Consider the following 24,294-nt stretch of genomic DNA (forward strand, 5'->3'; position numbering starts at 1 on the left):
ATGAAAAATAATATGAAGCAGAGAAACATAGTTTTAGTAGTTTTCTTATTATTAATTCTATTCTTCTCCAGTTCTGCAGTTTTTGCAGTCGGAGAATTAGAATTAGATGGAGCAGTAAAATTATTAATTGAAAATAATAGAACTTTAAAAAATACCCGAAGAGACATAGAAAATGCTGAAAAAGATATAGATTTAGCAGTGAGAAGTTATTTTCCAAGCTTAGATCTGCAGAGCTCTTATACAAAGTTTGATGAAATTCAATTAATGACTGGAACTGATGAAAATTATTCAACTTCAATTTCTTTAACTCAGCCAATCTGGTTGGGAGGAAAGGTAGGAATGCAGAAGGAGATTGCTGGCTATGGTTTAGAAATTGCACGAACTGAGTATGAAAAAACAGTTGAAGATCAGATCTTTTCATTAATTCAGGCCTACTATGGAGTTTTACAGGCTGAGGGAATGGTTGAAATTAGGGAAGAGGCTTTAGATACTGTAAATGAACATCTTCGAGTAGTAAAAAATAATTTGGAGGCAGGAATAGCTATCCGTAGAGATTTACTGCAGAGTCAGATTGAACAAAGAAATGCAGAAGAGGAGCTAACAGCAGCCAGAAATGATTTAAAAATTGCTCGCCGTCGTCTGGCACAATTATTAAATTATGAAGCTGAGTTTACTCTTGAGAATCCAGAAGCCAACTTTGATTTCAGTTTAAAACAAGAAGAATTATTTCAAACTGCTGTAGAAAATGATTCTCAGCTGATGATTTTAGAATTAAATAAGGAAATTGTAAAATTGAATCAAAAATTAGAGGGCCAGTATTACCGTCCAAGTGTTTCTCTCAATGGTTCTTATGATTGGCAGGGAGATGAGTTTATGGATGAAAAAAGTTGGTCAATGACTCTTGGAGTAAATGTACCTTTATATGATGGAGGCAAAGGCGGGATAAATGCTGATAAGCAGGAAAATGAGCTGCAGAAATTAGCAAATAATCAACAGGATCTGCTGGAAAATCTGGATATAGAGGTTGAAGAATATATTTTAACTGTTAAAGAGAGTGAAGAAAAAATTGAACTAGAAAAACTCTCTTTAGAAAATGCAGTAGAAAACTTAGAAATTGCAAACAAGAGTTATGAAGCAGGGGTAGCTAGTAATACTGATGTCATAGATGCTCAAGCTACTTATAATCAATCTAAAATAGCTCTGCTGCAGTCAGAATATAGTTATGAAATTGAACAATTTAGAACTCTATATAAAAGTGGACGTTTAAAAGAATATTTCGAGGATGTGATAAACGATGAAAAATAAAAAAATTATTGTTTTATTTATTGCCATCTTATTTATCAGCAGTGTGGTATCTGCTCAGAATGGACAAATTGTAGAAACAGCAGAGTCAATGACAGAAGATATAAGTTTAGATGAGATAATTACAGGTACTCTATCTCCTATTCAGGATGTAAATATCCCTGCACAGACTGGTGGAGTTGCCGAAAATGTAAGTGTAGAAATTGGTGATGAAGTTGAAGCAGGATCAGAATTAATAAAAATTGATGATGAAGCATTATTAATACAAAAAAGACAGGCTGAGGCTTCATTAGAAAGTGCTCGGGCAAATTATGAAGAACTAAAAAATGGTGCGACTGAAGAAGAACTGGCAAGAGTTAGATCTTCTTATGAAAATGCTAAAACTAGTCTGGAAAGTGCGAAAACTAATCTGAGTTTAATGGAAGAATTATTTAATAACCGTCGGGCTCTAGAACAGCAGCTTGTAAGTGCTGAACAGCAGCTTGAAAATTCAAGACAGGGATTAAATCAGGCACAAATTAATTTTGAACAGGCGGAAAAAGACTATCAGAGATCAAAAAATTTATTGGCAGACAATGTAATTTCAGAAAAAGAATTTGATAATGCTGAAAACTCTTATGAAAATGCAAAAATCTCTTTAGAGCAGGCTCAAACCTCACTTTCAGTAGCAGAAAGAAATTACGAATTAACAAAAGAAACTTATAACAATCCTACAGAATTAAAACAGCAGCTTGAAAATGCACGCAGTCAGGTGAATGGTGCACAAAGCAATTTAGAAGTTGCTAAAGCTAATTTAGATGAAGCAGAAAGAGGGCCTAGAGCTGAAAGAGTAAGAGCCGGTTTGGCCTCAGTAAGACAGGCAGAAGCAAGCCTTGATCAGATTAAAGATCAAATTTCTAAAACAAAAATAACTGCTCCATTTACCGGACTTGTTAACCAGGTTAATGTAGATGAAGGTGAAATGATTGCTAATGGTCAGACAGTAGTTAATCTGCTGAATGTAGAGGAGTTGTATGCAGAGATTGATGTAACGGCATCCACAGCATCTGCTATTAAAAGAGGAGATATAGTAGAAGTAAGAGCTGAAACTATGCAGCATTTTATGGAGGGAGAGATTACTAATATTGCTCCAGCTGCAGATCCTTCAAGCAGAACATTTTTAGTTAAAGTTAAAGTTCCAAACCTTGACTATAAATTGCGAGCAGGTATGTTTGCAGATGTCAGGTTATCAAAAGGACAGTCAGGTGAAGCAGTTGTGGTTCCTATTGAAAGCATTGTTGATCTAAACAGCAATCAGCCATATATATTTGTTATTGAAGCTGGTAAAGCAGTTCGAAAAGAAATTAAAATTGGAATTACAACTGACAGCAGAGTTGAAGTTATAGAGGGACTAAGTGCTGGCGAAGAAATAGTTATTCGTGGACAGAGCAGCCTGCAGGATGGTCAGTCAGTTGAGGTGAGAAATTAATGAAGTTATCTGATTTCTCGATAAAAAGATCTGTTACAACAGCTATGATAATCTTGATGGTGCTTTTGATAGGTACAGTTGCATTATCAAGATTAAGCTTGGATCTTTTTCCGGATATCACTTTTCCTGGAGCAGCAATCATTACAACATATGAAGGTGTTGGTTCAGAAGAAGTAGAAAATCTAATTACCAAACAAATTGAAAGTTCTGTAGCCACTGTAGAAGGTGTTAAAGGTATAAATTCTACATCTTCGATGGGTTCATCAACTGTAGTAGTTGAATTCAACTGGGGTCGGGATATGGATTTTGCAGTTCAGGATCTAAGAGAACAAGTAGATTTAATAAGTAGTGCTGTATTACCTGAAGATGCAGATGCTCCAATGATTTTTAAATTTGATCCATCAATGATGCCAATAATGAATTATGGTGTTTCAGCCGATGGTTTAGAAATTGATGAATTAAAAGAAGAAGTTGATAATGAATTAATTCCTCGTTTAGAAAGAATTTCTGGTGTCGCCCAGGTTAATATGCAGGGGGGACTGGAAAGAGAAATAATTGTTTCAGTAAAAAGAGATAAGCTAAATCATTATAACCTTGATTATGACACTATTACTAATATAGTTAGGGCAGAAAATGTTAATGTTTCTGCTGGGGATGTACTCCAGGGAGATACAGAATTTCTAGTGAGAACAGTAGGAAAGTTTTCAAATTTAGATGAAATACGAAATATTAATATTCCTGTCGGTAATGGTCAGGTTAAACTATCAGATTTGGCTGAAGTGAGAGATGGTTTTGCTGATTTATCAACTTTAGCCAGAACTAATGGGGAAAGAAGTCTTTCTCTTTCAATTCAGAAACAGACAGATGCTAATACTGTTGAAGTAGCTGCTTCAGTTAGAGAAGAAATGGATAGGATTAGAAAAGACTACCCTAATTATAGTTTTTCTATAGCAATGGATCAGTCAGAATTTATCGAGGATTCAATTGCCAGTGTTAGCCAAAATGCTGTAGTTGGAGGATTATTAGCTGTAATTATTCTTTTCCTATTTTTAAGAAATATACGCAGTACAATAATAATTGCAACTGCCATGCCTATATCAATAATTGGTACTTTTATTTTAATGTATTTTGCAGATGTTAATTTAAATGTTATCTCACTTGGTGGACTGGCACTGGGAGTTGGAATGCTTGTTGATAATGCTGTAGTTGTTCTTGAAAATATTTACCGTTATCGGAGTCTTGGAGAAGGTAAAATCGAAGCAGCTCGCGAAGGATCATCAGAAGTGGGAATGGCAATTGCAGCGTCTACAATTACAACAGTGGTAGTATTTTTACCGATTGTTTTTGTTGAGGGAATGGCTGGACAGTTATTTAAAGATTTAGCATTAACTGTAGCATTTTCCTTGATTGCATCTTTAATGGTTGCTTTAACATTAATTCCGATGCTTGCTTCTAAAATTCTTAAAGTTAAACCGGAAGAATTGGAAAGAAACAAAGAAGAAGGCAGAATAAAGAAGATTTATAAGGGTTTATTAGCTCGAGCATTAAAACATCGCTGGGTATTTGTTGTTTTGCTTGTAGTAATGCTTGCAGGAAGTTTTGCCCTCTTACCACAGATAGGATTTGAATTTATGCCCAGTACAGACCAGGGAGCTTTTTCAGTTAGTTATGAACTTCCGGTAGGTACTTCACTTAGCCGTTCAAATCAGGTATCTACAGAAATAGAGTCTACTTTGATGGATATAGAAGAAGTCAAAACAGTAATCGCAACTGTTGGATCTGGAGGTAGAATGTCTTCTAATACAAGCAGTCATATTGGTAATATTAATGTGCAGCTTGTGGATTTAGCAGAAAGAAATAGATCAACAAATGAAATAATGGAATCCGTACGCCAGCAGGTTGAAATACCTGATGTTGACATTTCTGTTGAAGAACAGAGTGGTGGAGGCGGTGGAGGTGGTGGAGCTCCTGTTAATGTAAAATTAAGAGGTGATGACCTTGAAATTTTAGAAGAGCAGACTCTAAAAGCCACTTCAGCAATTCAGGATATTGAAGGATTGCGAGAAATTGAAGATAGTTTTTCCGAAGGTCAACCTGAATATCAGGTTAAAGTTAATCGCTCTATCGCTAGTCGTTTTGGCTTAAATGTTAGCCAAATTGCAAATACGGTTCGGACAGCAATTAGTGGTACTACTGCTACTAGATATGAAATTGCAGGAGATGAATATGATATTAGAGTTCGTCTCGAAGAAGATCAAATAGAAACTATGACTCAGGTGCCTGAGCTAAATATTCAAACTCCAACAGGGGAAATGATACCCCTCAGCAGGATTGCAGAGTTAGAAATAACTGAAGGCCCTGTAGAAATTTTGCGTAAAGATCAGGAGAGATACTCTGAAATAACTGCAGACATTCATGGTGTTGATCTAGGTACAGTAATGGGTCAGATTCAGTCGCGGCTTTCCGAAATTGAGCTGCCTGATGGTTATAGATTTAGTTATGAAGGTGAGTTTCAGGATATGCAGGAGTCATTCAGCAGTTTAGGAATGGCCTTTGCACTTGCTATAGTTTTAATTTATATGGTTATGGCCTCTCAATTTGAGTCCTTAATCCATCCCTTTACAATTATGTTTACCATACCGCTTGCTGTAATTGGAGTTATTTTAGGTATGTATATTACAAATAGCATAATTTCGGTTGCCTCTGTTTTGGGATTAATTACCCTTGCAGGAATAGTTGTAAATAATGCTATTGTTATGGTTGATTATATTAACCAGCTGAGGCGTAAAGGAACAGAAAAGCTTGAAGCAATTATAACAGCTGGAAGTGTAAGGTTGAGACCAATTATGATGACAGCTTTAACAACAATCCTTGGTCTGTTACCAATAGCCTTAGGAATTGGTGAGGGTTCAGAATCAACTCAGCCGATGGGAATTGTAATTGTAAGTGGTCTAACATTTGCTACTTTCTTAACTCTTTTTGTTATTCCAATTTTCTATTCTTTAATTACTGATTTAAGAGCAGTAATTATCTCTAAAATTAAAGGGATACCAAAAGAAGAAGCAGAAAAGCATATATAATTAGAAATACTGAAGCCGGGATTAAAAAATTCCGGCTTCAAAATGTAATAGTATATTTTTGGGGAGTGACTTTATGAATAAAATTAATAATCTCGTTATTAATTTTTATAATGATAAAAAGATTGATTACGAAAAAATTAAATTTTTAGTTGATCATCAGTTCCAAAATAATTCGAATTCTTTTTATATCAAAGAAAACATATTTAGTTATAATTATTTAAGTACTGAACAAAGAAAATCATATTATGAAAACATGCTTAATTTAATGCCAGCAGATGCAGAATTTATGCTTGAGATAAATTTTGATTCAATTAATGATTATCAGGATATGCTGTACAGATTAGAAAAATATAATAAGAATTTTGTTTCAGTAATTAAAAATTCAGCTATCACAAATTGCAGTAGAAATTTTTCTTTTGATAATTATTTAGAACTTATTAACTATTTAGCTGAAATTAGCTGTAATGAGTTTTTAATTTCTATAGATACATCTGATTTATCGATTCTTGAAGATGATGAAGTTATAGATAAAATTAATATTAATGAAAATCTACGGGGGCTGATAATAAATTCGAGTTACCCTTTTGATTTAGATATTGATTATTTTTTAAAAATTAAAGAAAAGTTAAATCCCAATTTAGAATTAATTGGAGCAGCAGATGATTTTTATTATTTAAATTTAAAAAATAGCTTAATTACAATTAGTAAATACTATAATTTGTTTCCTGAATTATTCCAGATGATAAAAAGAGAATATGAAAAAAATAATATCTCGAAATCAAAAAAACATCAGTTAAAACTAAATGATTTTATTACTTATATTAATAAAATAAATCAAGACAAAGCTTTCAAATTTCTTTTAAATAGAAGATTTAATGGTGAATTACAATTAGAATTTGATTTTGAGGAGAAGGCTAAAGATATTTTAATTGAAAAATTTGAGGAAATAAATGATTATATAGTTGACAACAAGTAAAGTTTTATGATATATTATGAATGACCGGTCAGTCATAATAAAATTTGACTTAAGGTTTTGGGCAGGAGAAAGCGTGAAAAAATTTCATAAATGATATTCCAGTAAGCGACTTGTTACCCCTTGTTGTTCCTGCTGAATATCATTTCGGGGGGCACCGGTTTTCTCCTGCTTTTTATTTTAGTTGTTAATCTACCTTTTTCAAAAACTTTAAAGGAGGTGAAAAAACACTTCAGAGGATTGAAATCTATAGGTAGAATAACATAGATAGCTTCTGGTAATAAAGCTTACTTTTAAGTTGAAAATAATAAGGAAACTAGGTCACTTATTGTTTTCTTAAAAATGAAGTATAGTTATCAGGGCTAGAAAGATAATTAAATTTATAAGAAAACAAAAGGAGTGTTAAATTTATGAAGAAACTTACAATTACAATTGCTTTAATGTTAGTCGTAGCATTAGCTATGCCAGCATTTGGTGCTTCTTTCTCAGATGTACCTTCTGATCACTGGTCATATGATGCTATTAACAAGTTGGTTGCCGCTGGTATCGTTGAAGGATATCCAGATGGAGAATTTAAAGGTGAACAGTCAATGACTCGTTACGAAATGGCTGTTATGGTTAGCCGTGCTCTAGATAACATTGTTGATGAAATGGAAGCTATGGGCGAAGGCCTAACTACAGGTCAGGCAGAAGACGTAACTGCTATCGTTAAGTCTTTAATGGAAAAGAACTCTCAGGATGAGCTTTCTGATGCTCAAGCTGAAGAAGTAGCAGATATCGTTGATGCTTTAACATTTGAACTAAGATCTGAACTTAAAGTATTAGGCGCAGAAGTTGACGCTTTAGGTAAAGATGTTGACGAATTAGAAGCTAAAGTAGCTATGATGGACGTACCAGAAGATAACATTGAATTTGGTATGGATGTAGTTACTAAAGCAGAAGTTGCTTATTATGGTGAAGATGAAATGGAAGAAAGAGCAGTTCTTGAATTATTACAGGACGGAGATGCTCTTGACGAAGACTTTACTGATGATCCAGATTTATTCCCAGCTCAGGAAAGATTATGGCAGGAATATAATTTCAATATTGCTGGTGAATTAAATGGAGCAGAGTTCAACTTAGCTGTTGATACAATCAATAATTTATTCATGGATGAGAGAAGTGTAATTAATTATACTGAAGAAGATGAAAGTGAATTCTTGATGGATACTGCTTTATTAGAAGTTTCTTTTGCTAATATTGATCTTAAAATTGGTGATATGCCAGATTACTACCCAGAAACTTACTTCTTAGATGAAGACTTTGAAGGTATTGAAATGAATACAACTATGTTCAATACTAACTTTAAAGCTTTTGCTGGTGGTAATGATGAAGATAACAATGATAATGTAGGTGGAGCGGCAGCTAATGTATTTACAGGTGATGACACAGAGATGGCTGATGAGAAGTACTTTGGTTTAGTTGCTGAAAAAGAAACTGAATTAGGTACATTATCTGGTAAAGTTTATCATGCTAGAAATGTAGTAGATACTGATGTTGTTAACACTACAAATATAAATGAAAAAAGATTTGTTGATTCTTCATATGAAAGTACATTAGTTGGTCTTGGTTTAGAAAACGAGATTAATGATTTCTGGACTATGGGTGGAGAAGTAGTATTTGGTCAGTTTGAAGATGAAAATGGTAATGATGGCGATGACATGTATGCTGTTGTAAATACTGATTATGCAGTTTCTGAAGCTTTTAATGTAAATGGTATGGTTGAGTATGCTGGGGAAGAATTTGTCGGTGTACGCAATGATTTAGAAGAAGCTTTTGGTGACTATACATTAGTTAAGTTTGGTGCTGATTATCAGTTGAATGAAAACAACAATGTTAATGGTTTTGTTAAGTTTGCTCAGGCAGGAGACTTATGGGAAACTGTTAAAAACACACCAGCAACTACTGATGACAAAATGGTTGTTAATCTTGGTCTAGACAACACTTATGGTAAGTTTACTAATAGAGCTTTTGTTGAGTATACTGAATCTGATAACTTTGTCAAAGATCAAGAAGAAATGTTATTCAGTGTAGGTACAGAATACGCATATGATGAAACTATGACTATGGGTGCTAACTTAAACTACAAGACTGAAGAATTAGCTTCAAATGATTTAAAAGACTATGTTTACTTAACTGGTTTTGTTGATAAGCAGTTAAGAGACAATGTATCTTGGTTAACCGAAGCTATGGTTATTGATGGTACAACAGATTATAGTGTAGAGACATTACCTTCTAATAGTACTCTAACTATTCCTGATAATAGTAGTGACCGTGATGATGTTGACGGTACAGGTTATGCACTTACAACATCTTTAAACATTAGCTTTTAATCATAGCTAAATAAGAATACCACTAAAAAGTCGAGGGAACTTTCCTCGGCTTTTTTCTATATTAAACTTTTCAATAAAGCTTTTATAAAGTTCCTGCTGATGATATAATAATTATTGGAAAAGAATAATGAATTTACTGCAGAGGCTTACTATAGAGTGTTAAATTGACAGTCTTTACTTTTAAGATTACTTTCTGCTGAGGTGAGAGTATGAAAAAAATTTTTGTTTATATTTTTTTAATAATTATTATCTTTTCAAGTTCAGTTTATGGACAGCAGACTAATGGAGTTCAGTTAACAGAAATTGAAATGGGTGGCGAGAGTTATTTAGTAGAAAATTATAGTGAATTTAAAGCTAATTATGATAATTTGAATAGGCCTGTTGTTGGTCTTGCACTTTCAGGAGGAGGAGCAAGGGCAATGGTCAATTTTGGAGTAATTAAAGCTTTAGAGGAAGAAGGTATCCCAATTGATTTTATGACAGGTACAAGTATGGGAGCAATAGTAAGCAGCTTATATGGTAGTGGCTTGAATACAGACCAAATGCTTGAGGTAGTTGCTACGACATCATTTGGACGTTTAATTGATTTAGGTATTGGTGGTAGTGGCTCACTAATTGATACTAAAAAGCTGAATGTCTTTTTGGAAGAAATTGCTCCTAATAAAAGGCTTGAGAATTTTGAGATACCAGCGGCTCTTTTAAGTTTTGAGCTGGGGGCTGGGAAAAAATATTTGTCTACAACTGGAAGGATTTCTGAAGTTATTCAAAGTTCTTATTCTATCCCTGTTTATTTTCCGATAGAAAATAGGGGAGAAAAGTATTTTATTGATGCTGGGATTCTTGAAGCAACACCAGCAAAGGCAGCTTCTGTTTTAGGAGCAGATTTTGTGATAGCTACAACTTCTTTTTCAGAAAAAAACTATAAAGAGTTTAGCAGTGCCTCTTCATCGATAGATCGATTTTTAAATGTACTGCAGGAAAATTATTCTCAACAGATAATAGACAATTATGCAGACTTTGTCATTGATATTGACGTAAGTGATTTTAATTTTATGGATTTTAACCAGGTAGATAAATTAATTGATTTAGGCTATCACAGCACAAAAAGAATGATGCCTGCCTTAAAAAAAGAACTGCAGGGCTTGGGTGTTCAAACTATAAAATACCCAGTACGAGAAAGGGTTAATATAAAGGATATTTTGCTGGATCTTGAAAATGATCGATTTGTAGTTGATGGTAGAGAAAGAGATCTATTTTTAAATTATGGGAGAGATTTATCTTATTTTGACCAGGAGCTAATTATACCATTTGAAGATAATTTTGAAACTGGAATTGTATTTAAAGATGATAATCTAACTTTAGATCTCAAGGGAGATGAATTTTTCAATAAGGGGTATGAGGCCCGTTTAGAATTAAAAAAATTAACTAAAAGGACAGATTTGCTGCTGGCATATGCAAACGATTATCAGAGTCAAACTAAAGATGATTACCGCCTGGAAATCAAATATTTTACAGATCTTTTTCAGACCTCACTGGGTTATGGGAGGCAAAAGGGTGAGAAATATTATCTTTTAGGCAGTAATTTCGATAGAAAATATGATGTATTTGGTTTAGAAACTGAAAATGATATTATTTATAACCGTAAAAGATCAGAACTTGCAATATTATCCTCAAATATTATTAGCTTTCAGCTTGGCAGTAAATGGAGTCTGGAAAGTGATATAGTTTATAATAATACGGATATTTTAGACTCGCCAGCTATTTATAGAGGTCAGTCTCTACCTGAACAAACAGAGCTTCAGGCTGCTTTAGATTTTAAATATAACCACCGTTTTCTTGATCCACTTTACTTTGCTGGCTTTTTTCAAACAACAGATATAGGTGCCTATTTATTTGTTGACTATTATAAAGATGGAGAAGATAATGGGGAGACTGCTGGTCTGGGTTTCAATTCTCAGCTTTATTTACTTGGGCTAAGGCCAATTGCTTTAGATTTATATTTTGCTTATGATTTTGAAAGAGATGATGATAGAATAGGTTTAGAATTAGGTTATGAATTTTAAAGATCTAAAATATTATAGGAGATGATGGAGTGGATAATTTTAAAAGTTTTGTTTCGATTGTTTTAATGATTACAGTTTTAATTTTACCTTTTATGACTACAATGGCTGCAGCTGATTCAGATATATTAGGTTCAATCTTAAAGACTGTTGGGATTGGGGTTATTGTAGATCAATTTGCAGAACCGATAAATAACTTTATTAATACTCTGACACTAAATAATGGAGTAGAGGTCAAAGAGGAAACTAAGGTTGTACCAATTGTAACAGTTGGTTCCAACTCTTATGCTGGTGCAGTACAGATCTCAGGTCCAAAAGAAAAAGTTGAGAAAGTAAAGGCAGTTGCTCAACTTGAAGGGGAATTTAAAGACGGAGACTTTAGAATTAGAGCCTTGATACCGATTAATACAACTAATCCGATTGATATTAAAAATATTGATCGAATTGAGGGTGTTGGAGTCACTGCATTGGTTGATATTAATGTTTAATATGATAAAATAAATATATGGAAAAATAAATAATTTTTGAGGCAGCGATAATTTTAATACAAAAATTTATTGGAGGTAATAAAATGAAAAAAACAGCACTAGTTTTATTTTTAGCAATGTTTTTAGTTGTTGGAATTTCTGCAGCTTCTTTTGCTCAGGTTCCAGGCTATTGGGACATCAAAGGAGCAATTGATTTTGGTGGAGAAGCAGATATCGATGGTTCTGGTAGTACAGATGTAGACTCCGGATTTACACTTGTTGGAGAATACAAAGTTCCCTATACTTCGGAGTGGACCTTTGGTGGTGGTGTTCAGTATCAATTAGACCGTGATTTAGATGATAATGGTCTAAGAGATTCTCTAAACTTTGTTCCTTTTTATGCTTTAGCTCACTATAATATGCAGAACAGTCCCTACTATTTCTTAGGTCACTTAGGTTATAATTCCTTTGACATGGATAATACCTCTGACACTTCTGGTGGTATGTATTATGCTGTTGGTGCAGGTATGGATTTAGCAAACAATATGTCTGCAGAGCTAATGTATTCAGTTAATAATGGTGAAGCTGATGATTTTCATAATGCTGGTAATGATGTAGATGTTGAATATTCTAAGTTAACTGTTTCCTTAGGTTATCAGTTTTAATTCAGGTTTTCTTTTAGAATAATTTAAAGCAGTTCTGCCTCAAATTATCGAAACAGCCTGGCTTTTGAGCTGGGCTTTTTTCTTATTTTATTTAAATAATCAAAAAAATATGATACAATTTAGATAAATAAATTATTTAAAAGAAGGGGTAACCAAGTGGCAGATCGAAAAGAAGAAATTATTCAGGCTGGTATTAATATTTTTTCAAAAAAAGGTTATTATAATACCCACATTGCAGAAATTGTAGAAACAGTAGGTATTGCAAAAGGTACATTTTATTTATACTTTAACAGCAAAAAAGATCTTTTTATTTCTTTAATTCGAAGATTTGAAGAGATATTTTCGAATGTATTTAATGTCAATGAAATTGATCATAATAGTTTAAAATTATTTTTCTGCGAAATATTAGAAAATATTTTTAGTCTCTACAAAGAGCATGAAAACTTATCAATAATAATTTTAAGAGAAGCAGTAGCAGTTAATGAAGAGTTTGGATCAGAGTTTAAAAAACTTGACCAAAAGCGTTTTCAACAGCTAGAAGTTTTATATAAATTTTTATTAGACAATGATTTTATTGACCAGGAGCTTGAATTTGAGTATTTTGCCTGTACTTTTATTGGTATTATGGAAAGTATAGTTATGAGGAGATTACTTTTAACTGAAGATGATTTTAATGCTCAAAAAGCGGGAGATAAAATTAGCACTTATCTTGCAAAAGCATTATCAAAATAATTTCAATCTGGAGGGGTTTACAATGAAAGAAAGATTTAATGCATTAGAAGTAATGGAAATGGCTAAGGATATAGAAAAAAGGGGTAAAAGTTTTTATTTAAAACATGCAGAAGCTACAGAAAACCGGGATTTAAGAGAGTTATTTAAACAGCTTGCTGCAGATGAGCAGGATCATTATGAAAAATTTGTAGCTTTAACTGAGGAATTAAAAGCAGAAGGTGAAGAAGCAGATTATCTTTATGAAGAAGATGTAAGTGCTTATTTTAAATATTTAGTAGAGTTTTCAGTTTTCCCTGAAGATGACAGTCAAGAATCTATTGAAGCTTTAAATGATGTAAAAAAAGCGCTTAGATTAGCTATTCAGGCCGAAAAAGATTCAATTTTATTTTACAGAGAAATGTGTGAGAAAAATGAAGGGAAGGCTTTAGAGGCTGTTGAAAAGCTGATTGAGCAGGAAAAAGAACATTTAAAAGCATTAAGTAAATATATTCAAGAATATGGCCGCAAATAAGCATTATGTGTATGTTGTAGAATGTCAGGATGGTACACTTTATACAGGTTATACAACAAATATTAAACGCAGGCTGAAAGAGCATAATTCTGGGATTGGTGCTAAATATACAAGAGGGCGCTACCCGGTTAAGTTAAGATATTCTGAATCATTTTCTAGCAGAAGTCAGGCTCAAAAAAGAGAATATAAAATTAAACAGCTCCCCCGTCAGAAAAAGGAGGAGCTTATTGATTAAAATTTACCTAAAAAGCGGGGTTCGACTTCAAGTTGGACTCCGCTAATTTTATAGACTTCTGTTTTTATTTTGTTAATTAGATTAATTATATCTTCTGCAGTCGCACTGCCTTTATTGACTATAAAACCTGCATGTTTGTTAGAAACCTGAGCCCCACCTATTTGATATCCTTTAAGTCCTGCTTCTTCAATTAAAGGGCCAGTATAGTGTCCAGGTGGTCTTTTGAATATGCTTCCTGCACTTGGTAAATCCATAGGTTGTTTACTCCAGCGTTTTTGATGTAATTCATCCATTTTTGCTTTAATAATTTTTTGTTCAGCTTTTTGAAGTTTTATTGTTACACTAACTGCAGCCCAATCAGGATTTTCCTTTTGTAAAATACTTGTTCTATAGTCTAAGTTCAGCTCAGATTTAGTTAGATTAATTAGCTTCCCGTTTTGATCAACAAATTGAGCTTTAACTATCACATCTTTCATTTCTCCACCATAGGCACCAGCGTTCATATAAAGAGCCCCTCCTAGAGAACCGGGGATACCTGCTGCAAATTCAAAACCGCTTAAAGAATTTTCATAAGCTAAATCAGCAATCTCTTTTAACTCAAGTCCAGACTGGGCAGTGATTATGTTATTATCAATCTGATAATTATTTAAAGCTGCTGTATAAATAATAATCCCTCGATAGCCCTTATCAGAAATGATTAAATTACTACCCCTGCCTAAAATAAAATAAGGAATTTCTGATTCAATAATTAAAGGCATTACTTCTTGTAAGGCTTCAATTTTTTCTGGTACTAAAAATAAATCAGCTGGACCTCCAACCTTAAAACTTGCAAATTCTGCTAAACTTTTATCTTTTTCTACTGTTAAGTAGTTTATTTTTTCCAGTTTATTTGTTAAACTAGTTATATCAAGATATTTTTTCATTATAGATGCTCCTTATAGATTTAGTTTGAGATTATAAATCTTATTTTTAGCTAAATTTATATTCAATCTATTAATATGATATGTTAAAATTAAATAAAAATCAATTTTAGTTAGTATAAATTTATATTTCAAATCTGCAGGGAGAAATTGGGGGATAAAATGAAGTATAAGGAAATAGCATTAAATGATATAAAAAGTCGTCCAGAACAGGTGCGGCAGGATTTTTCTGAAGAAAGAATAACTAGTCTGGCAAAATCCATCGCTGAAGTAGGTCAACTGCAGCCAATTGTAGTCCAGAAGAAAGAGGATCATTATTTACTAATAGCTGGAGAAAGAAGGCTGAGGGCTGTAAAAAAGGACAGAAAAGATAAAATTGCAGCTGTGATTTTTGAAGATGATATTTCTCCAGAAAAATTCAGACAAATCCAGTTAATTGAAAATCTGCAGCGGCAGGATTTAAATCCTTTAGAGAGAGCTATTTCTATCAATAAATTTATTGAAGCTAATAATTTAAGCAAGAAAGATGCTGCTGAAAAACTAGGGGTTGCCAGAACTACACTGACTCTCTGGCTAAATATTTTAGAAATGAAGGAAAAATATCAGCAGGAAGTTTTAAAAGATGATTCTCCTATTACTTTATCTCATCTAAGTTTGGCTCATGCTTTAGCTTCTAAAACAGGTGACCCAAATAAAGCTAATCAACTTTTGGATGCTGTAATAAAATATAATTTAAGCAGAAAAGAATCTCAGGCTGTAATAGATTTATTTTATAAATATCTTCATATCCCAATGGAAGAGGCAGTTTCTGCTGTCTTGTTGAAAAGAGAAAGATTAAAAATGAAAGATTATTGGGATGATGGTACTAAAAATCAGAATAGAAATCCAGTTCGTAAGTTATTTCGTTCTTTTTCTAATATAAACGATAATATAGAAGAATTTATGGAAGAAGAAGGCAATATACCGGAAGAAGATAGAAGTGATCTTCTTGATGAATTTTTATATTTATATCAAATCATGGGGATTTTAATCCCGGATTTAAAAGACAAAGATCTAAAATCATTAATGAAAGAGCTAAAAAGCAAAAATAAATAGTATAAAAATTTTTATGTTTAAATAAGTCTGACGTCTAACTACAATCTTTTTACAATTAATATAACTTAGGGGTGTTACTTTGAAAAATATTAACAGAATTATTTTGATGGTTATGGATAGTGTTGGTATTGGAGAACTGCCTGATGTAGCTGAATATGGTGATCAGGGTGCTGCCACCTTGCAAAACACAGCAGCTGCAGTTGGTGGTTTAGATCTTCCAAATTTAGAAAAAATGGGTCTTGGAAAAATAGAAAATATTAAGGGAATCAATTCTGAAATAAAAGCCGAAGGAGCTTATGCTAAGGCTGCTGAAAAGTCTAAAGGTAAAGATACAACTACAGGCCATTGGGAAATTGCGGGTTTAATTTCCAAGAAACCTTTTCCCACTTATCCAGAAGGTTTTCCAGCTGAAATCATGGAGAAGTTTGAAGAAGCGATTGGGAGAGAAACTCTGGCCAATAGACCGGCCTCTGGAACTGTGATTATTGAAGAGCTGGGAGAAGAACATATAGAATCAGGAAAGCCAATTGTTTACACTTCTGCTGACAGTGTTTTTCAGATTGCAGCCCATGAAGAAATTATTCCAGTGGAAGAACTTTATGAATACTGTAAAAAAGCAAGGAGGATTTTGCAGGGAGAGCATGCTGTAGCCAGAGTTATTGCCCGTCCTTTTGTGGGAGAACCAGGTAATTTTGAAAGAACTGCAGCCAGAAAAGACTTTTCTCTTGCTCCACCTCAGCCAACAATTTTAAATCATCTTAAAGATAATGGTTTAGAAGTTAATGCTGTCGGAAAAATAACATATATTTTTAACCACAGTGGAATTACTGATGCTGTCACCACTTCCAATAATATGGATGGTGTTGCTAAAACTTTAGAATATATGGACCAGACTGAAAGAGGATTGATTTTTTCTAATTTAGTTGATTTTGATCAAAACTACGGACATCGTAGAAATGTAGAGGGTTACGCGGCTGCTCTGAAGGAATTTGATCAGAGAATCCCTGAAATTAAAGCAGCTATGAGAGATGATGATCTGTTAATTATAACTGCTGATCATGGCTGTGATCCAACTCATCAGGGAACAGATCATACCCGAGAATATGTACCAGTTTTAGTCTATGGGAAAAGTGCTGCAAAAAATTTAGACCTTGGAATAAGAGATAGTTTTAGTGATATAGCAGCTTCAATTGCTGAAATTTTTGATTTAAATATTGAAACAGCAGGTAAAAGCATGACTTTTTAAAAAGGAAATATTTTAGAAATCTAGAATATATTAATTAGAAGACTTTTATTAAATATTAAAATAAAGGAGGGACGAAATGACAGTAAGAGAATTTGCTGAAAAATATAAACTAGAAATAGTCGCTGGAAATAATTTAGATGTCGAAATAGAAGGTGCTTATTTTGGTGATAACCCTCATGATGTAATGAAAATGGCAGAAGGTGGTAATATCTGGCTGACTACTTTAGATGATTTAGTAGCAGTTGGAGTTGCTTTACTGGCTGACATTTCAGCAGTTATTCTAGTTGAAGATCGAGACTTTGAACATGTTGCAGTAAAAAAAGCTTGCAGTAAGGGAGTTAATCTCCTTAAATATCGGGGTTCTAAATTTGAATTAGCTGGTCAATTTTATGAAGATCTAAAGTAATAATCTAATTAGAATTTTAAAATAGTTTAAAAAGTTCTTTGATTTTAGCTATTAATTATTTTTAGAAATTTTTCAGCAGCCTTTGACAAAGGAATATTTTTCATTTTAACAACTGCCAGTTTTCTTGCTGGCAGTTGTTCTTTTATTTTAACCTCAAAAAGATCCTGTTTTTTCAGATTAAGAGAATATTCAGGAACTAAAGAAATCCCCAAACCAATTTTAGTCATTTCAATTAATAGATCTACGCTGCCTAGTTCAACAGCGGCTTCAATTTTAACACCTGCTTCAGTTAGACTTTTTTCAAAAAACTGACGGGTTGTAGTTTTAGCTTCCAGCATCAATAAAGGATATTCCTTTAATTCGTTTAATGTAACAACCTTGTTTTTTAATTCCTTAAATTCTTTACCTGCGATAAAGATATCATTGAAGCTGTAAACTTCATAATATTCCATCTGTTCTCTGATTTTAGGATTAGGAAGATTGCTGATAATTAAATCTACTTTATTTTGCTGCAGCAGCTCAACACAGGTGCTGGAAGTTCTATTTGTAATTTTAATTTGAATATCTGGATAAAGTTGATGAAAGCGATTTAAATATGGCAGCAGAAAATCTTTGGAGATTGTGTCATTGGCTCCGATATGGATTTCCCCTTTTTCTAAATCATTGATTTCTTTGATACTTTTTTCACCATTTTCAATTAAATTAAATGCTGGTTCAATGTGGTCAAATAATACTTTTCCTGCTTCAGTTAATTTGACATTGCGGGTGCTGCGTATAAAAAGTTCAGTCTTAAGCTCTTTTTCTAAATTTTTAATATTTTGACTGACTGCAGACTGGGAGATGAAAAGATTTTCAGCTGCTTCAGAAAAACTCAAATGTACTGCAACTTGATAAAAAACTTTGTATAATTCGTAGTTTAAAGCCATTTATTATTTCTCCTTATTAAAAATATTAGTATTATTAATTTTACTACTTAAGTGTATCATTCTATAATTAAATTGCAAGAGATTCTTGTTCTGATAAAGTTAATTCTAATAAAATTATAATCTCACTCTAATAATGATATTTAGGACAAACTACATTTCTTAATTTAAATAAATTGAACTATCAATTTTTGCTTATAAAAATTTTAAAAAAGGGGCGCTTAAGATGGCAGATAAGATTAGACGGGTTTTTGTTGAGAAAAAGGAAGGTTTTGATGTTCAGGCAGAAGAGATGCTGCATGATTTTAGAGAGAGTCTGGATTTAAAGCATTTAAAATCTTTAAGGCTGTTAAATCGCTATGATATTACTAATATTTCGGAGTCAGCATACCATGAGGCTTGTGAGACAATATTGGCAGAGCTTCCAGTAGATTTAATTTATCAGGAAAAAATTGAGATTGGAGCAGAGGAAGAAATTTTTGCAGTTGAATATCTTCCTGGACAATATGATCAGCGGGCTGACTCAGCAGAACAATGTATTCAGATTTTAAATAACGATGAGAAGCCTACTGTTCGGGTGGCCCAGGTATTTATTTTAAAAGGGAATTTAGAAAAAAATGAGGTAGACAAAATAAAAGATTACTATATTAATCCTGTTGATTCGAGGGAGGCAGCACTGGAAAAGCCAGAAATACTCGAGATGAAACATAAGCTGCCAGAAAAAGTTGAGAGGATAGAAGGTTTTATTGCAGCAGATGACAGGGGTTTAAAAGAGATACTTTGTGAACTTGGTCTGGCCATGACCATGGCTGATTTAAAGCATACTCAGAAATATTTTAGAGATGAAGAAAAGAGGAACCCAACAATTACCGAAATTAGAGTGCTTGATACTTATTGGTCCGATCACTGCCGGCACACAACTTTTTTAACCAAAATTGAAAAAGTAGAAATAGAAGAGAGTAAGTTTACTGTGGGAATAAAAAAAGCATATCAGGAGTATTTAAATGGGCGCCAAAAAATTTATCAGGGAGAGGAAAAAGATATCTGCCTGATGGATATTGCTTTGCTGGGCATGAAAGAATTAAGAGCAGCTGGTAAGTTAGAAGATTTAGAGATTTCAAATGAGGTTAATGCTGCTAGTATTGAAGTTGCTGTTGATGTAGACGGAAAAACTGAAGACTGGCTTGTTATGTTTAAAAATGAAACGCACAACCATCCAACTGAGATTGAGCCTTTTGGTGGGGCGGCTACCTGTCTTGGGGGCGCTATTAGAGATCCATTATCCGGTCGTTCCTATGTTTACCAGGCGATGCGGGTAACTGGAGCTGGTGACCCTAGAACTCCAATTGAAGAAACCATGGAAGGTAAATTACCCCAGAAAAAAATTGTGCAGGAGGCTTCTGACGGCTACAGTTCTTATGGAAATCAGATTGGTCTGGCAACAGGATTGGTTAATGAAATCTATAATGAGCGCTACCTAGCCAAACACATGGAAATAGGGGCTGTAATTGCAGCCGCGCCTAAAGAAAATGTGGTCAGAGGTGAAGCTCTACCTGGAGATATTGTAGTATTATTGGGCGGTAAAACAGGCCGTGACGGATGTGGAGGAGCAACTGGTTCTTCCAAGGTGCACACGGAAGATTCAATCGAAGAGAGCAGTGCTGAGGTACAGAAGGGTAATCCACCAACAGAAAGAAAGATTCAGCGGTTATTTAGGAATCCAGAAGTCAGCAAAAAGATTAAAGTTTGTAATGACTTTGGTGCCGGTGGAGTTTCGGTGGCTATTGGGGAGCTTGCAGCTGCTTTGGAAATAAATTTAGATGCTGTACCAAAAAAGTATGAGGGTTTAGATGGTACAGAGCTTGCAATTTCAGAGTCACAGGAAAGAATGGCAGTTGTCATTGAGTCAGCTGATGTAGATAAATTCATAGAGCTGGCTGCAGAGGAGAATCTGGAGGCAACAGTAGTAGCAGAGGTTAAAGATCACCACCGCCTAATTATGAACTGGAATGGTGATGACATTGTTAATCTGAGTCGAACTTTTCTGGATACAAATGGGGCAGCTCAGAAGACAGAGGTTAAAGTTAAGAAACCTAAAGAAGAGCATAACTATTTTAAAAATGCTGCAGCTGAGCGTCTGGAGGCAGGAACACTTAAAGAAAAGTGGCTTAACAATTTAGCTGATATCAATGTTGCAAGTCAAAAGGGACTAATCGAAAAATTTGACAGCTCAATCGGAGCTGGTAGTGTAACAATGCCTTTTGGTGGTAAGTATCAGCTGACTCCAACTCAGGCAATGACAGCAAAAATCCCTTTAATCAAAGGAGAAACAAGTACAGGAACAATTATGAGTTATGGGTATGATTCCAAATTAAGCACCTGGAGTCCTTTTCATGGGGCACTTTATGCAGTAATAGAATCAACTGCTAAAATTGCTGCAGCAGGTGGAGACTATTCTAAAATTAGATTTACTTTTCAAGAATATTTTGAGCGTCTGCGTCAGAATCCAGAGCGCTGGGGTAAACCATTTAGTGCTCTGCTGGGAGCCTATAGGGCTCAGAAAGCTTTCGGTCTGCCTGCTATTGGCGGCAAGGACAGCATGTCCGGAACATTCAAAGAGATAGATGTTCCACCAACTTTAGTTTCTTTTGCTGTGGATACAGTTAATGTTACTAATGTAATTTCACCTGAGTTTAAAGAAGTTGGCAGCAAGTTGATTTATCTGCCTGTGGAAAGAGATGAAGCAGAACTACCAAATATAGAAAAACTTAAAGAAAATTATTCTCAAGTAGAAAAATTGATTTCAAACGGAAAAATCAAAGCTGCTTCGGCAATTACTATTGGCGGATTAGCAGAATCTATTTCTAAAATGAGTTTTGGTAACAAGATTGGAGTGGAGATTACTGCTGATTTAAGTGAAGAACTTCTTTTTTCTCCAGAGTATGGTGCCTTGATTTTAGAAGTTCAGGCAGGTTATAAGCCCGAAGAATTATTTAAAGGTTTAGATTATAAATATCTTGGACAAACTACTGCTGAAAAAATAATAAAAGTTAAAAGGGTTGAAATCACTATAGAAGAAGCTATCAAAAGCTGGTCAGAGCCTCTTGAAAAAATATATAAAACAGAAGCAGCAGAAGATGAGATTGCTGCATTGATTGAGCCTGAATTGGAATCAGAGTTATTAAACTTTGACCCCTATCAGAGTGAGAAGAAACTTAAGTCAAAAATTAAGATAGCTAAGCCTAAGGTTTTAATACCTGTTTTCCCAGGCACAAATTGCGAATATGATTCAGCTCGTCAGTTTAGAGAAGCTGGAGCAGAGGTTGAGACCTTTATTTTTAAAAACTTAGAGCCAAAACAAATTGAAAACTCAATTGAAAAAATGGCCGCTTTAATTAATGAATCACAGATTGTAATGCTGCCGGGAGGTTTTAGTGCTGGTGATGAGCCAGATGGATCAGGGAAATTTATTGCAGCAGTATTTAGAAACCCTGAAATCAAGGAAGCAGTAATGAAGCTTTTAAATAATAGGGATGGCTTAATGCTTGGAATCTGTAATGGTTTTCAGGCTTTAGTAAAACTTGGTCTTTTACCTTATGGTGAAATAAGAGATCTAACAGATAATTCACCAACTTTAACTTATAATACGATTGGCCGCCATGTTTCTCAGATGGTAAATACTAAAATTACTTCTAATAAATCACCCTGGCTTGCTAATGTAGAGGTTGGAGATATACATTCAATCCCAGTTTCACATGGAGAAGGTCGTTTTGTTGCGGAGCCAGAAATGATCAGAAAAATGCAGCATAGGGGACAGATTGTAACTCAGTATGTAGATTTAGCAGGGAAGCCAACTATGGAGATGCCTTATAATCCAAATGGATCGATTGCAGCTGTAGAAGGAATCTGCAGTCCTGATGGCAGAGTCTTTGGTAAAATGGGTCATTCTGAAAGAATTGGGAAAAATGTAGCTAAAAATATTATAGGAGAAAAAAATCAAAAGTTATTTAAGGCAGGAGTAGATTATTTTAGAAAATAAAAAATTCATATTTCCTTCACATTTCTCCTTTATGATATAATTAAAGAGAGATACTCAAGATTAAATAAGGAGCAGTGATACTATGTTTAGACTTGGTCATATGGGAAGATTCGGTCATATGGGATTTAATAGCTTTTGGGGAGGCGGAGGTTTTATGATGATTTTTTGGTTTGTTATTCTGGCAGCAGTTATATATTTTATTGTTCAAAAAAGTAATGAGAATAAGAATTATAGGGCAAATAATGGAAGAGAAAATTATAATGAACAACAAATAAGCAGTTATAGAGATAATGCAGAAGAAACAGCAAGACAGCGTTATGCAAAGGGTGAAATCTCTAAAGAAGAATTTGAGGAGATTATTGAGAATTTAAGAAAATAATATAACACATTTTCAAAGATGGTTTTGATTCTTAAGGTAGAATTGAAGCCATCTTTTTTTATTTGTAAAAGCTAATTTATTTAAAATTCTTCAAAGACAATAATTGTACATTAATAACTAAAAATAGTATAATAAAGTTAAATTATGATATAGGATAAATTTGCTTAATTGATGAAGTCTCTGCTATAATGAGTTTTGTTGTAAAAAAACTTTTAAATTTTTTGAGGTGAAAATTAATGAGAACGGTTGGTACAGAAGTGAGAGGTCTTAGAGCCCCAATTGTTAAGGAAGGGGATCAACTGGTAGATATTGTTGTTGATTCACTAAAACAGTCTATAAAGGGAGAGGGAATTGAACTTCGTGACAGGGATGTTTTGGGGATTACAGAATCTTTAGTGGCCAGAGCCCAGGGTAATTACATTGATGTTGATGATATTGCAGCTGAGATTAAAGAAAAATTTGAGGGAGATTCAATCGGGATTGTGTTTCCAATTTTAAGCCGAAATCGATTTTCTATGATTTTAAAAGGAATTGCTAAAAGTGGAAAGAAAATTTATCTGCAGTTAAGTTATCCCAATGATGAGGTCGGTAACCCTCTCTTAGATGCCCGTAAACTTTATGATTTGAAAATTGACAGTTATCAGCATGTAATTGAAGAAGACGAGTATTATGAAAAATTTGGAGATTTCAAACATCCATTTACTGGTGTTAATTATGTTGACTTATATAAAGAAATTGCTGCTGAAACAGAGATAGAAATTATTGCAGCTAATCAGCCGGAAAGTATTTTAGATTATACAGATCAGGTCATAGCTGCTGATATCCACACGCGTGAGCGGACAAAAGAAATTTTAAGAGAAAATGGTGTCAAAAAGGTAATTGGCCTTGATGAAATCTGCAACCAGGATCAGGGTAGTGGTTATAATCCTGAATTTGGTCTCCTGGGTTCAAATAAAGCTTCAGATAAAAAATTAAAACTTTTTCCAAAGGATGGGGAGCAGTTTGTAGAAGCTGTACAGAATAAAATTAGAGAATTCAGCGGTAAAGAAGTTGAAGTTATGATTTATGGAGATGGAGCTTTTAAAGATCCGGCTGCAAAAATCTGGGAGCTTGCTGATCCAGTTGTATCGCCAGCTTATACTAAAGGTCTTGAAGGAACTCCAAATGAGGTGAAGCTAAAGTATCTGGCTGATAATGAGCTTAAAGATTTAAAAGGAGAAGAGCTGCTCCAGGCAATGAAAGCTGAAATCAAAGAAAAAGATTCAGATCTAACAGCCAATATTAAATCACAGGGAACAACTCCCAGAAGACTAACTGATTTACTGGGAAGTTTATGTGATCTGGTTAGTGGTAGTGGAGATAAAGGAACTCCAATTATTTTAATTCAGGGTTATTTTGATAGTCTGGCAGATGAATAATTT

19 protein-coding genes are annotated in these 24,294 nt (G+C 33.8%); 17 read left to right on the forward strand and 2 right to left on the reverse strand.

The window, feature by feature from the left end:
• The 11 genes from ACZ446_RS01480 to ACZ446_RS01530 all read left to right on the forward strand — a co-directional run bounded on the left by ACZ446_RS01480 (position 1) and on the right by ACZ446_RS01530 (position 13,865).
• A complete protein-coding gene (locus ACZ446_RS01480; protein WP_464393403.1) occupies positions 1-1,305 on the forward strand; it encodes a TolC family protein in 1,305 nt (434 codons plus the stop codon).
• The gene (locus ACZ446_RS01485; RefSeq protein ID WP_464393404.1) at positions 1,295-2,770 is read left to right on the forward strand and encodes an efflux RND transporter periplasmic adaptor subunit; all 1,476 of its coding nucleotides are present in this window, start codon (positions 1,295-1,297) and stop codon (positions 2,768-2,770) included. The genes ACZ446_RS01480 and ACZ446_RS01485 overlap by 11 nt, the downstream gene beginning before the upstream one ends.
• Positions 2,770-5,850 carry an efflux RND transporter permease subunit gene (locus tag ACZ446_RS01490; protein ID WP_464393405.1) on the forward strand — a complete coding sequence of 1,027 codons (3,081 nt, stop codon included), beginning with the start codon at positions 2,770-2,772 and terminating at the stop codon, positions 5,848-5,850. The genes ACZ446_RS01485 and ACZ446_RS01490 overlap by 1 nt, the downstream gene beginning before the upstream one ends.
• Positions 5,851-5,923: 73 nt before the next feature.
• Positions 5,924-6,826, forward strand: coding sequence for a hypothetical protein (locus tag ACZ446_RS01495; RefSeq protein ID WP_464393406.1), 903 nt, complete (start codon positions 5,924-5,926; stop codon positions 6,824-6,826).
• Between the two features lie 407 nt (positions 6,827-7,233).
• The gene (locus ACZ446_RS01500) at positions 7,234-9,195 is read left to right on the forward strand and encodes an S-layer homology domain-containing protein (protein WP_464393407.1); all 1,962 of its coding nucleotides are present in this window, start codon (positions 7,234-7,236) and stop codon (positions 9,193-9,195) included.
• Positions 9,196-9,404: 209 nt separating this feature from the next.
• The gene (locus tag ACZ446_RS01505; RefSeq protein WP_464393408.1) at positions 9,405-11,258 is read left to right on the forward strand and encodes a patatin-like phospholipase family protein; all 1,854 of its coding nucleotides are present in this window, start codon (positions 9,405-9,407) and stop codon (positions 11,256-11,258) included.
• A 29-nt stretch (positions 11,259-11,287) separates the two neighbouring features.
• Positions 11,288-11,743: a hypothetical protein gene (locus tag ACZ446_RS01510; protein WP_464393409.1), complete on the forward strand. Its 456-nt coding sequence runs from the start codon at positions 11,288-11,290 to the stop codon at positions 11,741-11,743.
• Positions 11,744-11,826: 83 nt separating this feature from the next.
• A complete protein-coding gene (locus tag ACZ446_RS01515) occupies positions 11,827-12,387 on the forward strand; it encodes an outer membrane beta-barrel protein (RefSeq protein WP_464393410.1) in 561 nt (186 codons plus the stop codon).
• 156 nt (positions 12,388-12,543) lie between these two features.
• A complete protein-coding gene (locus tag ACZ446_RS01520) occupies positions 12,544-13,119 on the forward strand; it encodes a TetR/AcrR family transcriptional regulator (protein ID WP_464393411.1) in 576 nt (191 codons plus the stop codon).
• Between the two features lie 22 nt (positions 13,120-13,141).
• Positions 13,142-13,630, forward strand: coding sequence for a ferritin family protein (locus tag ACZ446_RS01525; RefSeq protein WP_464393412.1), 489 nt, complete (start codon positions 13,142-13,144; stop codon positions 13,628-13,630).
• Positions 13,617-13,865 carry a GIY-YIG nuclease family protein gene (locus ACZ446_RS01530; RefSeq protein ID WP_464393413.1) on the forward strand — a complete coding sequence of 83 codons (249 nt, stop codon included), beginning with the start codon at positions 13,617-13,619 and terminating at the stop codon, positions 13,863-13,865. Before ACZ446_RS01525 ends, ACZ446_RS01530 begins: the two co-directional genes overlap by 14 nt.
• Here the strand turns inward: ACZ446_RS01530 and murB are convergent.
• Positions 13,862-14,788: a UDP-N-acetylmuramate dehydrogenase gene (gene murB / locus ACZ446_RS01535; protein WP_464393414.1), complete on the reverse strand. Its 927-nt coding sequence runs from the start codon at positions 14,786-14,788 to the stop codon at positions 13,862-13,864. The two genes, ACZ446_RS01530 and murB, sit on opposite strands and share 4 nt — an antisense overlap.
• A 159-nt stretch (positions 14,789-14,947) precedes the next feature.
• On the opposite strand from murB, the gene ACZ446_RS01540 reads away from it, so the two are divergent.
• The 3 genes from ACZ446_RS01540 (at position 14,948) to ACZ446_RS01550 (ending at position 17,532) form a co-directional block, all read left to right on the forward strand.
• Entirely contained in the window at positions 14,948-15,880 is a 933-nt protein-coding gene (locus tag ACZ446_RS01540; RefSeq protein ID WP_464393415.1) for a ParB/RepB/Spo0J family partition protein, read from the forward strand.
• A gap of 79 nt (positions 15,881-15,959) precedes the next feature.
• Positions 15,960-17,126, forward strand: coding sequence for a phosphopentomutase (locus ACZ446_RS01545; protein ID WP_464393416.1), 1,167 nt, complete (start codon positions 15,960-15,962; stop codon positions 17,124-17,126).
• A 76-nt stretch (positions 17,127-17,202) separates the two neighbouring features.
• Positions 17,203-17,532: a hypothetical protein gene (locus ACZ446_RS01550; RefSeq protein WP_464393417.1), complete on the forward strand. Its 330-nt coding sequence runs from the start codon at positions 17,203-17,205 to the stop codon at positions 17,530-17,532.
• 44 nt (positions 17,533-17,576) lie between these two features.
• Here the strand turns inward: ACZ446_RS01550 and ACZ446_RS01555 are convergent, their stop codons facing one another.
• Positions 17,577-18,458 carry a LysR family transcriptional regulator gene (locus ACZ446_RS01555; protein WP_464393418.1) on the reverse strand — a complete coding sequence of 294 codons (882 nt, stop codon included), beginning with the start codon at positions 18,456-18,458 and terminating at the stop codon, positions 17,577-17,579.
• A gap of 223 nt (positions 18,459-18,681) precedes the next feature.
• Between ACZ446_RS01555 and ACZ446_RS01560 the strand changes: the two genes are divergently transcribed.
• From ACZ446_RS01560 to ACZ446_RS01570, 3 genes are all read left to right on the forward strand, one after another.
• Positions 18,682-22,494, forward strand: a complete 3,813-nt coding sequence (locus tag ACZ446_RS01560; protein ID WP_464393419.1) for a phosphoribosylformylglycinamidine synthase — start codon at positions 18,682-18,684, stop codon at positions 22,492-22,494.
• A gap of 82 nt (positions 22,495-22,576) precedes the next feature.
• Positions 22,577-22,873 carry an SHOCT domain-containing protein gene (locus ACZ446_RS01565; RefSeq protein ID WP_464393420.1) on the forward strand — a complete coding sequence of 99 codons (297 nt, stop codon included), beginning with the start codon at positions 22,577-22,579 and terminating at the stop codon, positions 22,871-22,873.
• 236 nt (positions 22,874-23,109) lie between these two features.
• Positions 23,110-24,291, forward strand: a complete 1,182-nt coding sequence (locus tag ACZ446_RS01570; protein ID WP_464393421.1) for a coenzyme F420-0:L-glutamate ligase — start codon at positions 23,110-23,112, stop codon at positions 24,289-24,291.
• Positions 24,292-24,294: the final 3 nt, after the last annotated feature.

It is taken from the genome of Halanaerobium sehlinense (assembly GCF_055379485.1).

Bases quoted from the DNA above. Each gene is read 5' to 3' on its own strand.
- ACZ446_RS01570 (WP_464393421.1), top strand. From the start codon at position 23,110: ATGAGAACGGTTGGTACAGAAGTGAGAGGTCTTAGAGCCCCAATTGTT.
- ACZ446_RS01500 (WP_464393407.1), top strand. From the start codon at position 7,234: ATGAAGAAACTTACAATTACAATTGCTTTAATGTTAGTCGTAGCATTA.
- ACZ446_RS01530 (WP_464393413.1), top strand. From the start codon at position 13,617: ATGGCCGCAAATAAGCATTATGTGTATGTTGTAGAATGTCAGGATGGT.
- ACZ446_RS01540 (WP_464393415.1), top strand. From the start codon at position 14,948: ATGAAGTATAAGGAAATAGCATTAAATGATATAAAAAGTCGTCCAGAA.
- ACZ446_RS01480 (WP_464393403.1), top strand. From the start codon at position 1: ATGAAAAATAATATGAAGCAGAGAAACATAGTTTTAGTAGTTTTCTTA.
- ACZ446_RS01555 (WP_464393418.1), bottom strand. From the start codon at position 18,458: ATGGCTTTAAACTACGAATTATACAAAGTTTTTTATCAAGTTGCAGTA.
- ACZ446_RS01515 (WP_464393410.1), top strand. From the start codon at position 11,827: ATGAAAAAAACAGCACTAGTTTTATTTTTAGCAATGTTTTTAGTTGTT.
- murB (WP_464393414.1), bottom strand. From the start codon at position 14,788: ATGAAAAAATATCTTGATATAACTAGTTTAACAAATAAACTGGAAAAA.
- ACZ446_RS01495 (WP_464393406.1), top strand. From the start codon at position 5,924: ATGAATAAAATTAATAATCTCGTTATTAATTTTTATAATGATAAAAAG.
- ACZ446_RS01525 (WP_464393412.1), top strand. From the start codon at position 13,142: ATGAAAGAAAGATTTAATGCATTAGAAGTAATGGAAATGGCTAAGGAT.
- ACZ446_RS01485 (WP_464393404.1), top strand. From the start codon at position 1,295: ATGAAAAATAAAAAAATTATTGTTTTATTTATTGCCATCTTATTTATC.
- ACZ446_RS01490 (WP_464393405.1), top strand. From the start codon at position 2,770: ATGAAGTTATCTGATTTCTCGATAAAAAGATCTGTTACAACAGCTATG.
- ACZ446_RS01505 (WP_464393408.1), top strand. From the start codon at position 9,405: ATGAAAAAAATTTTTGTTTATATTTTTTTAATAATTATTATCTTTTCA.
- ACZ446_RS01550 (WP_464393417.1), top strand. From the start codon at position 17,203: ATGACAGTAAGAGAATTTGCTGAAAAATATAAACTAGAAATAGTCGCT.
- ACZ446_RS01565 (WP_464393420.1), top strand. From the start codon at position 22,577: ATGTTTAGACTTGGTCATATGGGAAGATTCGGTCATATGGGATTTAAT.
- ACZ446_RS01560 (WP_464393419.1), top strand. From the start codon at position 18,682: ATGGCAGATAAGATTAGACGGGTTTTTGTTGAGAAAAAGGAAGGTTTT.